Below are 12240 nucleotides of genomic sequence, written 5' to 3' on the forward strand. Positions count from 1 at the left end.
TGCGCTTCACCGCATCGCTGATGAACTGCTTCTCGTACACAACGGCTCCTGCCGAGTCGGGGGGGACGGCACGCGCCTGATCGACGGCGTCGTCCGCGCCGCGGGGGTGCGGCACTGCTGGAACGTACGTCGCCGACCCCACCGTCGGATGGCGGGAAACGGGACGGGATCGGCGGATGCGCGCGAAGTGTCCTGCGGGTCGCGGATCGAGGCCCCCGGGCGTGTCGCTCCCGGGTGGCCGCTCCGACGCCTCCCGCACGCGTCCGGACACGCGACGAGGCGCCGCACCAGGTGCGGCGCCTCGGGCTCGAGCGCGTCTCCTCCGTGACCGGGTCACCCGGCCGGGTCGCCGATCGCGGCGGATGTCCGCTCGCGGATCGACCGACGGTGCGGGCGGGTCAGGACCCGCCGGGGCCGCCGACGGTGCCGTACGAGTTGCTGACGATCGCGAAGACCTGGGTCAGCAGCACGAGACCGCCGACGAGGATCAGCAGCACGCCGCCGACGATCATCCCGCGGCGACGGGTCAGCGCGTGCTGCGTCGCGCCGGTCTGGTACACCAGCATGCCCACGCCGAATCCCGCGGTCACCAGCGCGAGCACCGCGTACAGGGCGGCGGTCGGGTACAGGCTCAGTCCGAACATCGGCGCTCCTTCCGCCCGTGGGCCCCGATCACCGGAGCCGCGTCGAACGGGCCTTCTCCAGAAGGATCCCATCCTCCGACGTGAGATCGTCCCGATTCGCCTCGATCTCGTCGTGCACGTCGTCGATCCTCTCCTTCGACTCCCGCCGGTCCTGCAGCGAGGCGGAGGGGTCGAGCACCACCGCGGCGTGCTCCCGCAGCTTCAGCATCCGTGCGTTGCGACGGCCGGCGGGCGACAGGAGGGAGGCGAGGACGGTCACGGCGAGGATGCCGACGATCACCACGAGCGACAGGGAGGTGCTGATCTCCGGCACCGGCACCGGCCGGCCGCCGTTCACGAACGGCAGGTCGTTCTCGTGCAGCGCGTGGAGCAGCAGCTTGACGCCGATGAACGCAAGGATCGCCGCGAGGCCCAGGCTCAGGTGGATCAGGCGGTCGAGCAGCCCGTCGATCAGGAAGAACAGCTGGCGCAGACCGAGCAGCGAGAACGCCGTCGCGGTGAAGACGATCTAGACGTTCTCGGTCAGGCCGTAGATGGCCGGCACGCTGTCGAAGGCGAAGAGCACGTCGGTGCCCGCGATGGACACCATCACGAGCATCATCGGCGTGAAGACGCGACGGCCGTCGACGCGCACGGTCAGGCGGTCGCCGTCGTAGCGGTCGGACGTGGGCAGCACCCGGCGGGCGACGCGCACGACCAGGTTGTCGCCGACCGCGTCGTGCCCGCCCGGACGCAGCAGGTTGACGGCCGTCAGGAGGAGCACGGCGCCGAACACGTAGAAGATCCAGGCGAAGGCGTCGATCAGCGCGACGCCCAGGAAGATCAAGCCGGTCCTCGCGATCAGCGAGAACACGATGCCGAACAGCAGCACCTTCTGCTGGTACTCGCGGGGCACGCTGAAGCCGGCCATGATCACGACGAAGACGAACAGGTTGTCGACCGACAGCGCCTTCTCGGTCAGGTACCCGGCGAAGTACTCGCCGCCCGTCGCGGGCCCGGCGACCACGAGCACCCCGACGCCGAACAGCAGCGCGAGCCCGACGTAGACGCCGGACCACACCGCCGCCTCCTTCAGGCTCGGCGCGTGCGCCCTCCGCACGTGGGCGAAGAAGTCGAACAGCAGCAGTCCGACGATGGCGAGGACGGTCAGCACCCAGACGAGGGCCGGCGCGTTCATGTGAGGAGCTCCTTGGGGGCGATGCGGATCCTCCATGGAACCGGTCGGACCGGCCGCGCGGGGCCGTCGAGGCGTCCTGCTCACGGTCCACCCGGGCTTGCTCAGCACGCGCATGGCCGCCGCTCATGCGATGTGCCGGCGATCCCCGGTCAGTGGCGGCTGCGGAGGGTGTCGCTCGGCAGCTCGCCGAACCGCGCCTGGTACAGCCGGGCGAAGCGCCCGCTGTTGCCGAACCCCCAGCGCTCGGCGACCGAGCGGACCGTCGCGTCCTCGCCCGAGCCGGACAGGAGGTCGCGGCGCGCCGACTCCAGCCGGATCGCGTGCAGGTGCTCGACGGGGCTGACGCCCAGGTGCCGGCGGAACAGGGCCTGCAGCGAGCGGACCGAGATGCGGGCCGCCTCCGCGACGTCGGGCACGGTCACCACGTCGAGCGCGTGCTCCTCGAGGTACGCCACCGCTCGCCGCACGGCGCGAGGCGCGCCGGCGAGACTCGGTGCGGGACCCTCCCCGCCCGCCTCCGCAAAGCACGCGAGCAGGGTCCGCACGGCGAGGTCGAACAGCTCGCCGGCCACGATCGGGTTGTCGAAGGAGTGCGGGTCGCGCATCGTGCGCTGCACGTGCGCCGCCGTCCACGACCACGCGGCGGCTGCCGCCGGCGACTGCGGGGCGGTGCGGGACAGCCGCCGCCGCTCCCCCGCGTGCTCGTAGCGCTCGGCCGCGAGGTGGAACGCCTCCGCGTCGAAGGACGTCATGCGGAGGTGCACGTCGTCGAGCGTGAAGCGCGCGGGGCCGCTGGGACGCAGGAAGGGCTGCGCGGTGTCGATCCGGGTGCGGGCGTACTCCGCCGTGAGCCGGCCGGCGAGCACCTCGCCCACGGTGACGGCGCGCTCCTCGAAGCTGCCGGAGGCGCGGGCGGGGCCGCTGATCATCAGCTCGGTGCTGCTCATGCGGCCGTCGCCGATCGAACTGTGCCGGAAGACGAACGGTCCTTCGGCTCGGGCGATCTCGAGCGCGATGCCCGGATAGCTGCGGCGGAGCAGCCGTGCGGCCTCCGCCCGGTCGTGCGTGGACACCGCGACCCGGTCGGCGGACTCCACCACCTCGAGCCGGGGCGACCCCGTGAGCTCCTCGCCTGCAGCTGCGCTTCGCATCCGTCCTCCGAAGTGGTCTTCGGAGCGGTCGCGGACCGGGTGTGGTCCGGAGTTCAGCCGGCCGGCACGGGCCGGTGGATCGACCCCGCGCCGACGCGCAGCGGCACGGCGTCGGTGCCGCTGCGGACCGCCAGCACCTCGGCCAGCACGGCGACGGCCAGCTCCCCGGGCGTGCGGGCTCCCACGTCGAGGCCGATCGGCATGCGCAGCCGGGCGACGAGCGCCTCCGGCACGCCCAGCGCCCGCAACCGCTCCCGGCGGCGCGCGGCGGTGCTGCGCGAGCCGAGCGCACCGACGTAGCCGGCGGCCGACTCGAGCGCGGCGGCGAGCGCCAAGGGGTCGAGGTCCTCGTCGTGACCGAGGAGGCAGACGGCGTCGCGCGGGGTCAGGGACGCGGCGCGGACCGCCTCGTGCACGCGGCCCGTCACCACCTCCTGCGCCGCGGGGAACCGCGCGGGCAGCGCGAACGCCGGTCGGGGGTCGCACACGGTCACCCGGTACCCGATCGCCGTCGCGGCCGCCGCGAGCGCTGCGGCGGCGTCCGTCGCGCCGCCGATGAGCAGCCGCCGGGCGGGCGCGGCCACGTCGACGAACAGCCGCAGCGTCCACCCGGCGCACACCGCCTCGATCGGCCCGGAGGTCCCCGTGTCCCGGCGGCCCGTCAGCGCCGCCGCGAGCAGCGCAGGTGCGAGGCCGGGCACCTCGCGCGCGAACGCCGCCACCGAGGCAGGGGTGACGGCGCGACCGAGCAGGGCGGGCGGACCGGCCGTCACGACCCCCAGTGCGGCCGGCCGGCCGGCGAGCACGAGCCGCAGCTGCTCGGCGACCTCCGCACCGGCGAGACGGTGGACGAGCACGTCCAGCTCACCCCCGCACGCGAGGCCCGCCGACGCGGCGGCCGCATCCCCGAACCCGAATCGGTGCACGGCGGTCTCGCCGTCCTCGAGGAGCGCACGGCATGCGCGCAGGGCGGCGTCCTCCACGCAGCCTCCGGACACGGCGCCCAGCAGGCGGCCGTCGTCGGTCACCGCCATCGACGTCCCTGCACCGTGCGGCGAGCTGCCGAGCACGTCGACGGCGGTCGCGACGGCGACGGGCGTGCCGGCCGCGATCAGCGGCAGCAGCCGGTCCGCGAGCTCGAGCACGCCCCCGATCCTCCCTCGCGGACGTTTCGAGCGCATGTCGATGGTCATCGCGCATTCCGGCTCGCCGGGGAATGCGCGCAATTCCCCCCGGACTGGGTACGGGAAATGGATGGGACAGACAGATCTGTCTGTCCCATGCCGTGCTACTGTCCATTCATCGCGGTACCCGCCGCGAGATGAATACCCGAATTCAGCAGCACGTTCGAGACGTCGCACCGCGGACCCGGATCCGCGGTGCACGATTCCCGCTCGACTCCGCGCTGCACCCCTGCACACCGATGCGCCGCGACTCCCCGCGCGGCACACGTGGATGCGCTCGCGCTGCGACTCCCCGCGCAGTGCGGACGCTGATGCGCCGCGACTCCCCGCGCGGCGCATCACGAATGCGGATGCGCTGCGATCCCCGCGCGGCACGATCCGCAGCGGAAACGGAAAACGCCGCGTGCGGCCGATCCCCCAATCGGCCGCCGCGGCGTTCCCGTAGCGAATCAGGCCTCAATTCCAACCCCCCAGCTGGAAGCTGCCCGATATCGAAGAGCGTAATGCGGCCGCACGCCATTCGCATCCGCATTCCGCTCCCCAGTGCGGGGCACATGCCGGCCGATCGCGCCCCCTCCTTCTCGACGCGTCGCGCGCTACCGTGAACCGGTCCGCAGCCGACCGCGCCGAACGGAACCCGATGACGAGTGATCCGGCATCCCACGGCACCCCCGCGCACCCCGCGGACGTCCACGACCTGATCCGCGTGCACGGCGCCCGGGAGCACAACCTGCGCGACGTGCACGTCGAGCTGCCGAAGCGCCGGCTGACCGTGTTCACCGGCGTCTCCGGCTCGGGCAAGAGCTCGCTCGTGTTCGGCACCATCGCCGCGGAGTCGCAGCGCCTCATCAACGAGACCTACAGCGCGTTCGTGCAGGGGTTCATGCCCTCGCTCGCCCGGCCGGACGTCGACGTGCTCGAAGGGCTGACGACGGCGATCGTCGTCGACCAGCAGCGCATGGGCGCCGATGTGCGCTCGACCGTCGGCACGGCGACCGACGCGGACGCGATGCTCCGCATCCTCTTCAGCCGCCTCGGGCAGCCGCACATCGGGTCGCCGCAGGCGTTCTCCTTCAACGTGCCCTCCGCGCGCGGCACGGGCGCCATCACGGTCGAGAAGGACGGCGCGGAGCCGGCCCTGCGCACTTTCGAGGTGACCGGCGGCATGTGCCCGCACTGCGAGGGCCGCGGCACGGTCTCCGACATCGACCTCTCCGCCCTCTTCGACGACTCGAAGTCGCTCGCGGACGGCGCCATCACCGTGCCCGGCTACTCCGCGGACGGCTGGATGGTGCGGGTCTTCGCCGAGTCCGGCTTCCTCGACCCGGTCAAGCCCATCCGCGACTACACCGCGCAGGAGCGCGAGGACTTCCTGCACCGCGCGCCGACGAAGGTGAAGCTCGGGAACATGAACCTCACCTTCGAGGGGCTCGTGCCGAAGGTGCGCAAGTCGTTCTTCACGAAGGACCGCGATGCCCTGCAGCCGCACGTCCGCGCGTTCGTCGACCGCGCGGCGACCTTCACCGCCTGCCCCGGGTGCGGCGGCAGCCGCCGCTCGGCAGCGGCCCGGTCCTCGAGGATCGCGGGGATCGGCATCGCCGACGCCTGCGCGATGCAGCTCAGCGACCTGGCCGCATGGGTCCGGTCGCTCGACGAGCCGTCGGTGGCGCCGCTGCTCACGACGCTGCAGGCCCTGCTCGACTCGTTCGAGGAGATCGGGCTCGGCTACCTGTCGCTCGACCGCGCCTCCGGCACCCTCTCGGGAGGCGAGGCGCAGCGCGTGAAGATGATCCGCCACCTCGGGTCCTCCCTCACCGACGTCACCTACGTGTTCGACGAGCCCACGACCGGGCTGCACCCGCACGACATCCGCCGCATGAACGAGCTGCTGCTGCGCCTCCGCGACAAGGGCAACACGGTGCTCGTGGTCGAGCACAAGCCGGAGACGATCGCGATCGCGGACCACGTCGTCGACCTGGGACCGGGTGCAGGCGGCGCGGGCGGCACGGTCTGCTTCGAGGGCACGGTCGAGGCGCTGCGCCGCAGCGGCACGGCCACCGGCCGGCACCTCGACGACCGCGCGACCGTGAAGGCCGCCACCAGGACCCCCACGGGAGCCCTCGCCGTCCGCGGTGCCGACGCGCACAACCTCCACGACGTCGACGTCGACCTGCCGCTCGGGGTGCTCGTCGTGGTCACCGGGGTCGCAGGGTCCGGCAAGAGCTCCCTCATCGGCGGCTCGGTCTCCACCCGGGACGACGTGGTCACGGTGGACCAGAGCCCCATCCGCGGTTCGCGGCGCAGCAACCCGGCCACCTACACGGGCCTGCTCGACCCGATCCGCACCGCGTTCGCGAAGGCGAACGGCGTGAAGCCCGCGCTGTTCAGCGCGAACTCGGCAGGCGCGTGCCCGAGCTGCAACGGCGCCGGCGTCGTCTACACGGACCTCGGCATGATCGCGGGCGTCGCGCTGCCCTGCGAGGTCTGCGGCGGCAGGCGGTTCGACGCCTCCGTGCTCGAGTACCGGCTCGGTGGTCGCGACATCAGCGAGGTGCTCGCGATGTCGGCTTCGGAGGCGGAGGCGTTCTTCCGCACGGACGCGAAGGTGCCGGCCGCCCACGCGATCGCGGCTCGGCTGGTCGACGTCGGCCTGGGCTACCTGACCGTCGGCCAGCCGCTGACCACGCTGTCGGGCGGCGAGCGCCAGCGCCTGAAGCTGGCCGTGCACCTGGGCGACCCCGGCGGAGTGCTCGTGCTCGACGAGCCGACCACCGGGCTGCACCTCGCCGACGTGCGGCAGCTGCTCGCGCTGCTCGACCGCCTGGTCGACTCCGGCCGATCGGTGATCGTGGTGGAGCACCACCAGGCCGTGATGGCCCACGCCGACTGGATCATCGACCTCGGGCCCGGCGCCGGCCACGACGGTGGTCGCGTCGTGTTCGAGGGCACCCCGGCGGACCTCGTCGCCGCGCGGTCGACCCTCACCGCGGAGCACCTCGCCGCGTACGTGGGCGCCTAGGCGCCCCGCCGCTCAGTGCGCCGCGTGCACCACCGCGTGGCCGAGCCCGCGGCCGATCATCCAGCGGTTCACCGGGGTGGTGACGACGAAGGCGAGCGCGAGCGACAGGGCGAGCGAGCCCCAGAACAGCGGGCTGCCGAGCCCGGCGTCCATGGCACCCGGGATCCCGGCGACGACGGTGTTGTCCACGACCTCCATCACCGCGATCGACACCGTGTCGGCCGCGAGGGCGAGCCGGAAGGCCCGGCGCAGGTCGACGCCGCTGCGCAGGACGCCGCGCATCGTGAGGGCGTAGCCGAACGCGAAGGCGAGGACGACGGACAGCACGATCACCACGGCGTTCGACAGGCCGAGCGCCGTGCCGATCACCATGCCGAGCACCTCGCCGATCGCGCAGCCGGTCAGGCAGTGCAGCGTCGCCTGGGCCGCCATCGCCCAGGTCGCGCCCCCGGTGCGGGCGTGCTCGTCGTGGTGCGCGTGCTGGGTCATGGAGCCTCCTCGAATACCCCCTAGGGGTATCACCCGTCGCTCGCCGACGCAAGTACCCCCAGGGGGTATGCGCACCGCGTCACATCGCCGAACGGATGAGGTGATCGGGCGGCACGAGAGGACGGTGCGGCACGGGCGCCTCCGTCTCGGTCCACGCCCCCGGCCCGGAAGCCGCGTCCGCGATACGGCGCCGGAAGCGACCGGCCGACGGGTCGTCGTGCTGGAAGCCGACCTCCCACGGGCCGGCGTGCTGCTCGAGCAGGGCGAGGGCCACCGCGGTGCCGAGTCCCGTGCGGCGCAGCGGCGGCGCCACCCAGAAGGCCGCCACCGGCCGGTGGTCCGCCTGCAGCCCGCTCACGAGCGCGAAGGCGACGGGCGCGTCCTCCCCGGTGTTCGGGTGCGGACGCCAGGCCAGGTGCCCGGCGCCGTCCCGCGACGGGAAGTCGCGCAGCGGCGCCGCGCCGTACCGGCCGTCGGAGTACGGCAGTCCGCCGACGACGGGTGACAGGTCCTGCCGGAACGCCTGCCACAGCCACGCCACGACGCCCCACTGGTCCGCGCGGACCGGTCGCAGCACCGCCCCCGCCGGCAGCGGGACCTCCTCCAGCGCCATGCGCTCACGCCACGGCCGACGCCGTGGGATGCAGGGGTCAGGCGGCGAGCGCCACCGCCGCGCGGCCGCCGGAGGACCGCTGCGCAGCGGGACGCGACGCCCGCAGCCCATCCGCCACGCCGGTCGTGAGGTCGAGCAGCGTGACGCCGAGCGCGCCGGCAACCGCGGCGATCATCTCGCTCGACGGCTCCTTCGCACCGCGCTCCATCTCCGACAGGTACTGGGGCGAGACGCCGGCGCGAGCGGCGGTCTCGCCGAGCGTCTCGCCGCGGTCGTGCCGCAGCTTGCGGAGGCGGTCGCCGAGCATGTGCCGCCAGAGCGGCTCGACGGGCGCGGCGTCCCGCGGCGCCGGGCGGCGGGGTCCGGCGGGTGCGGGCGGGAGCTGCGGGGCGGTTTCGGCCATGCCGGATGCTAGATCGGCGCCTCCGACCTCCTCCAGACCGCTCCGCTCAGAGCAGAACGAGCGGCTCAACGGGCCTGGACGACGCGGTCGAGCCACTCCCCGAGCAGGCGCCGCTCACCGGCGCTGAGGACCTCGAGATCGCCGGCCGCGGCACGGAGGGCGACCGCGGCGGCGCGCACGTCGTCCCGACCGCCCTCCCCCGGACCCGCCGCGGCGGCGTGGTCGTCGGTGAGGATCTGCCGCAGCACCGCTTCGTAGAGCAGGTCGGACAGGCCGCCGTCGCGCGCCTCGGGCGGTGAGGCGAGCAGCGTCTGGATGACCCCGACGCCGGCCGCCTGCACGAGGTCGACCGCCTGCTGCTCGCTCACGCGCAGCCGGCCCGCGAGCGCGACGCGGTGGATCCGCGCCGTGAGCACCGCGCGCCCGGTCCGGGCCGCCGCGGACCGCCGGACGCGGTCGGGATCGCTCAGCAGCCGGAACACCCCGGGGTTCGCGAGCCCGAAGGCGATCTGCCCGTCCCACCCGGCCCGCAGGTCGACGAGGGGGTCGACGCCCGCCGACTCCGCAGCGGCGACCACCGCCGCCTTCGCGTCCACCTGCTCCGCCATGACGTGCTCGGCGACGGCCTCGAGCAGCCCGTCCTTGTCACCGAACAGGCGGTAGATCGTCGCGCCTGGACCCCGGCCCGCTCCGCGACCCCGCGGTGGTCACCGCGGCCGGCCCCTGGTCGGCGAGGAGCCCTGCTGCCGAGCGGACGATGCGGGACCGCACGTCCTCCTTGGTGCTCGCGATCGCCACGGATCAACGATAACGACATGCTGCTACCACTGTGTTAGCGTCGCTAACGTTCACCAGCTACCAACGGAACGGACCACGGATGATCGTCATCACCGGCGCCACGGGCGCCCTCAACGGCGCGACCGCCGAGCGCCTGCTCGAGCGTCACGGACCCGATCGCATCGTGGTGGTCGCGCGCGACCCCGCGAAGGCGCAGCGGTTCGCAGACCTCGGGGTGCAGGTCCGTCGCGGCGACTACGCCGATCCGGCATCGCTCCCCGACGCGTTCGCCGGTGCGGACCAGCTGCTGCTGGTGTCCTCCAGCGACCCGACGGCGGACGCGGTCGCACTCCACCGCGCCGCGATCGACGCCGCGGTCGAGGCCGGGGTCGGCCGCGTCCTCTACACGAGCCACCAGGGCGCAGGGCTCGGCAGTCCCTTCGGGCCGGGGCACGACCACGCCGCGACCGAGCAGGCGCTCGCCGCGTCGGGCCTGCGGTGGACCTCGCTGCGGAACGGCTTCTACGCGCACAGCCTCGTCTGGCTCGCCGGCCCCTGGCAGCGGACGGGCGTGATCTCGGTGCCCGGCGACGGCCCGGTGTCGTGGACCGCGCGGGAGGACGCCGCGGCTGCGGCGGCGACCGTGCTCGAGGCGGACGGCGGCTTCGACGGCCCCGTCGTGCTGACCGCCGGTGCGGCCCCGACCTTCGAGGAGGTCGCCGCGATCGCGTCCGAGGTGACGGGGCGCACCATCCGCCACGAGGTCGTGACGGAGGAGGCGTGGGCGGCGGCGCAGCAGGCGGCAGGGCTGCCGGAGCCGGCGATCCGCTTCACGCTCGGCTTCTACCGGGCCGCCGAGGAGGGGCGCTTCGCCGGCGTCGACCCGCTTCTGGGCAGCCTGCTCGGCCGGTCCCCGCGCTCGGTCCGCGCCGAGCTCGAGGCGGAGGTCGCGGCAGGCCGCTGACCGCACGATCGCGCCGCGCGCGGTGGTGCCCGGTGACGCACCGCTCGCGGCGAGGCCGCGTCAGCCGATCGGCAGGCCGATCCGCGCGTCCTCGAGCGCACGACGGACCGCGCCGAGGGCACCGGCGACGGCGTCCACCTGCTCCTCGGTGAGCGACGGTGCGATCAGCCGCTCGAGCTCCTCGTCGAAGGTGCGCTGCGCGGCGGCGACCAGGGCCGTGCCGGACGCGGTCAGACGGACCAGCGACGAGCGCCGATCCGCCGGGTTCGGCACCCGAGCGGCCCAGCCCCGCGCCTCCAGCCGGTCCACGCCCTTGCTCACCGCCCCGATGCCGGCCGCGAACACCGTCGCCATGTCGGCGACGCGGGCGTCGGCATGAGCGCCCAGGTACCGCAGCAGCTCGAACTGCGACGTGACGATGCCGTGCTCCACGCGGAGGCGCTCGCCCACCGCGTTGTAGATCCGCGTCTCTGCGCGGACGAGGTCGTCGAAGAGCTCTCGGCGACGGTCCACCGAGGAGGGCGACGAGGAAGAAGAACTTGCCACGGCATGTAGCCTACTGATGCATGCCCAGGCATGCAGTTGATCGAGCGATGGAGGACGGGATGAGCAGTGCACAACGGGCCGCTCTGGCGGCGACGCTGCGGAACGGTCCGCAGGACGAGGGCGAGCAGTCCGTGGAGCGGATGCGGGCCGGGTTCGCCCTGCTGATGGCGGGGTTCCCGGTGCCCGAGGACGTCCGGCGGACCGCGACGTCGATCGGAGCCCGCCCCGCGGTCCTCGTCGAACCGCTCGAGCGCTCGCACGCCGGCACGATCCTCTACTTCCACGGCGGCTCCTTCTCGCTCGGTTCTCCGGAGACGGCGATGGCCTTGACCGCGAACCTCGTGCGGCGCACCGGTGTGCGCGCGATCTCCGTGGAGTACCGGCTCGCTCCCGAGCACCCCTTCCCCGCCGCGATCGACGACGGCGTCGCCGCCTACCGCAGCCTCCTCGACGACGGTGCGGACCCGGGGTCGATCGTCTTCGCGGGCGACTCGGCGGGCGGCGGCCTGACGGTGACGGTCTGCCTGGCGGCGCGGGATGCGGGTCTCCCCGTGCCTGCCGCGCTCCTCGCGTTCTCACCGGCGCTGGACCACACGCGGTCCGGCGACTCGATGCGCACGAAGGAGGGGGTCGATCCCTTCTTCACCCGGGAAGGGATGCGACGGACCGGCGAGCTGTACCTGGGCGGCGCGGACCCGGAGCAGCCGCTGCTCGCTCCCGCCCTGCACGCGGACCTGCGCGGGTTCCCGCCGATGCTCCTGCAGGTGGGCACGGACGAGCTGCTGCTCGACGACTCCACCCGCATGGCTGCACGGGCCCGGGCGCAGGAGGTCGACGTGATCCTCGACGTCGTCGCCCGCGTGCCCCACGTGTTCCCCGCGTACACGGGCGCGCTGGACGAGGCCGGCCAGGCCCTCGACCGAGCCGCGCTGTTCCTCACCCAGCACCTCCCGGCGGGATGAACCGCCTTCCGGTCCGCCGCGCGCTTGCGGTCCGCCTCGTGCGCCCGCAGGCGCGCGCGACGGACCGGCAGCGCAGGCGGGCCGACGCCCGGGTCAGCAGCCCGAACGGGGGCGGCCCCGGCGTGCAGTGAGCCCCCCGTGGTGCACGGAACACCCGCGCTCCCGTCACCTCCGAGGCCCGTTTCCCAGGTGATCCGCACTTTCGTGCAGATCGCCCGCGAACGAGGGGTTCAGGCACCCACCCGACCGCGGGTAGAACACCTCTCGCAGCGGGTCGCCCCGCGAGCGGACGACACCACGGCACGGGAGGA

General features: G+C 73.8%; 11 protein-coding genes and 1 pseudogene. 3 read left to right on the forward strand and 9 right to left on the reverse strand.

Annotation, left to right across the window (positions count from 1 at the left end; translation table 11 throughout):
• Positions 1–398: 398 nt before the first annotated feature.
• The 4 genes and pseudogenes from ABEA53_RS09390 to ABEA53_RS09405 all read right to left on the reverse strand — a co-directional run bounded on the left by ABEA53_RS09390 (position 399) and on the right by ABEA53_RS09405 (position 4117).
• On the reverse strand, positions 399–644 hold the full coding sequence (locus tag ABEA53_RS09390; RefSeq protein ID WP_345480874.1) for a hypothetical protein: 246 nt from the start codon (positions 642–644) through the stop codon (positions 399–401).
• A 28-nt stretch (positions 645–672) separates the two neighbouring features.
• Positions 673–1821, reverse strand: a pseudogene (locus ABEA53_RS09395) (TerC family protein).
• A gap of 149 nt (positions 1822–1970) precedes the next feature.
• Positions 1971–2972: a helix-turn-helix transcriptional regulator gene (locus ABEA53_RS09400; protein ID WP_345480875.1), complete on the reverse strand. Its 1002-nt coding sequence runs from the start codon at positions 2970–2972 to the stop codon at positions 1971–1973.
• A gap of 53 nt (positions 2973–3025) precedes the next feature.
• Complete coding sequence (locus ABEA53_RS09405; protein ID WP_345480876.1) at positions 3026–4117, reverse strand: XdhC family protein; 1092 nt, start codon at positions 4115–4117, stop codon at positions 3026–3028.
• 679 nt (positions 4118–4796) lie between these two features.
• On the opposite strand from ABEA53_RS09405, the gene ABEA53_RS09410 reads away from it, so the two are divergent.
• A complete protein-coding gene (locus tag ABEA53_RS09410) occupies positions 4797–7175 on the forward strand; it encodes an ATP-binding cassette domain-containing protein (protein ID WP_345480877.1) in 2379 nt (792 codons plus the stop codon).
• Positions 7176–7187: 12 nt separating this feature from the next.
• Here the strand turns inward: ABEA53_RS09410 and ABEA53_RS09415 are convergent, their stop codons facing one another.
• The 4 genes from ABEA53_RS09415 to ABEA53_RS09430 form a co-directional block, all read right to left on the reverse strand.
• The gene (locus ABEA53_RS09415) at positions 7188–7664 is read right to left on the reverse strand and encodes a DUF4396 domain-containing protein (protein ID WP_345480879.1); all 477 of its coding nucleotides are present in this window, start codon (positions 7662–7664) and stop codon (positions 7188–7190) included.
• Between the two features lie 79 nt (positions 7665–7743).
• Complete coding sequence (locus ABEA53_RS09420; protein ID WP_345480880.1) at positions 7744–8277, reverse strand: hypothetical protein; 534 nt, start codon at positions 8275–8277, stop codon at positions 7744–7746.
• A 37-nt stretch (positions 8278–8314) separates the two neighbouring features.
• Positions 8315–8680: a helix-turn-helix domain-containing protein gene (locus ABEA53_RS09425; protein WP_345480881.1), complete on the reverse strand. Its 366-nt coding sequence runs from the start codon at positions 8678–8680 to the stop codon at positions 8315–8317.
• Between the two features lie 65 nt (positions 8681–8745).
• The gene (locus tag ABEA53_RS09430) at positions 8746–9288 is read right to left on the reverse strand and encodes a TetR family transcriptional regulator (RefSeq protein ID WP_345480883.1); all 543 of its coding nucleotides are present in this window, start codon (positions 9286–9288) and stop codon (positions 8746–8748) included.
• A 269-nt stretch (positions 9289–9557) separates the two neighbouring features.
• Between ABEA53_RS09430 and ABEA53_RS09435 the strand changes: the two genes are divergently transcribed.
• Complete coding sequence (locus tag ABEA53_RS09435; RefSeq protein ID WP_345480884.1) at positions 9558–10421, forward strand: SDR family oxidoreductase; 864 nt, start codon at positions 9558–9560, stop codon at positions 10419–10421.
• Between the two features lie 60 nt (positions 10422–10481).
• Here ABEA53_RS09435 and ABEA53_RS09440 read toward each other — a convergent pair whose 3' ends face one another.
• Complete coding sequence (locus tag ABEA53_RS09440; protein WP_345480885.1) at positions 10482–10967, reverse strand: MarR family winged helix-turn-helix transcriptional regulator; 486 nt, start codon at positions 10965–10967, stop codon at positions 10482–10484.
• Between the two features lie 59 nt (positions 10968–11026).
• On the opposite strand from ABEA53_RS09440, the gene ABEA53_RS09445 reads away from it, so the two are divergent.
• On the forward strand, positions 11027–11929 hold the full coding sequence (locus ABEA53_RS09445; protein ID WP_345480886.1) for an alpha/beta hydrolase: 903 nt from the start codon (positions 11027–11029) through the stop codon (positions 11927–11929).
• Positions 11930–12240: the final 311 nt, after the last annotated feature.

Origin of the sequence: Amnibacterium soli, assembly GCF_039544415.1 — a bacterium.
Taxonomy (GTDB): domain Bacteria; phylum Actinomycetota; class Actinomycetes; order Actinomycetales; family Microbacteriaceae; genus Amnibacterium; species Amnibacterium soli.

Coding starts and splice junctions, on each gene's coding strand:
- ABEA53_RS09390 (WP_345480874.1), bottom strand. CDS start 644: ATGTTCGGACTGAGCCTGTACCCGACCGCCGCCCTGTACGCGGTGCTC.
- ABEA53_RS09400 (WP_345480875.1), bottom strand. CDS start 2,972: ATGCGAAGCGCAGCTGCAGGCGAGGAGCTCACGGGGTCGCCCCGGCTC.
- ABEA53_RS09410 (WP_345480877.1), top strand. CDS start 4,797: ATGACGAGTGATCCGGCATCCCACGGCACCCCCGCGCACCCCGCGGAC.
- ABEA53_RS09415 (WP_345480879.1), bottom strand. CDS start 7,664: ATGACCCAGCACGCGCACCACGACGAGCACGCCCGCACCGGGGGCGCG.
- ABEA53_RS09420 (WP_345480880.1), bottom strand. CDS start 8,277: ATGGCGCTGGAGGAGGTCCCGCTGCCGGCGGGGGCGGTGCTGCGACCG.
- ABEA53_RS09425 (WP_345480881.1), bottom strand. CDS start 8,680: ATGGCCGAAACCGCCCCGCAGCTCCCGCCCGCACCCGCCGGACCCCGC.
- ABEA53_RS09430 (WP_345480883.1), bottom strand. CDS start 9,288: ATGGCGGAGCAGGTGGACGCGAAGGCGGCGGTGGTCGCCGCTGCGGAG.
- ABEA53_RS09435 (WP_345480884.1), top strand. CDS start 9,558: ATGATCGTCATCACCGGCGCCACGGGCGCCCTCAACGGCGCGACCGCC.
- ABEA53_RS09445 (WP_345480886.1), top strand. CDS start 11,027: ATGAGCAGTGCACAACGGGCCGCTCTGGCGGCGACGCTGCGGAACGGT.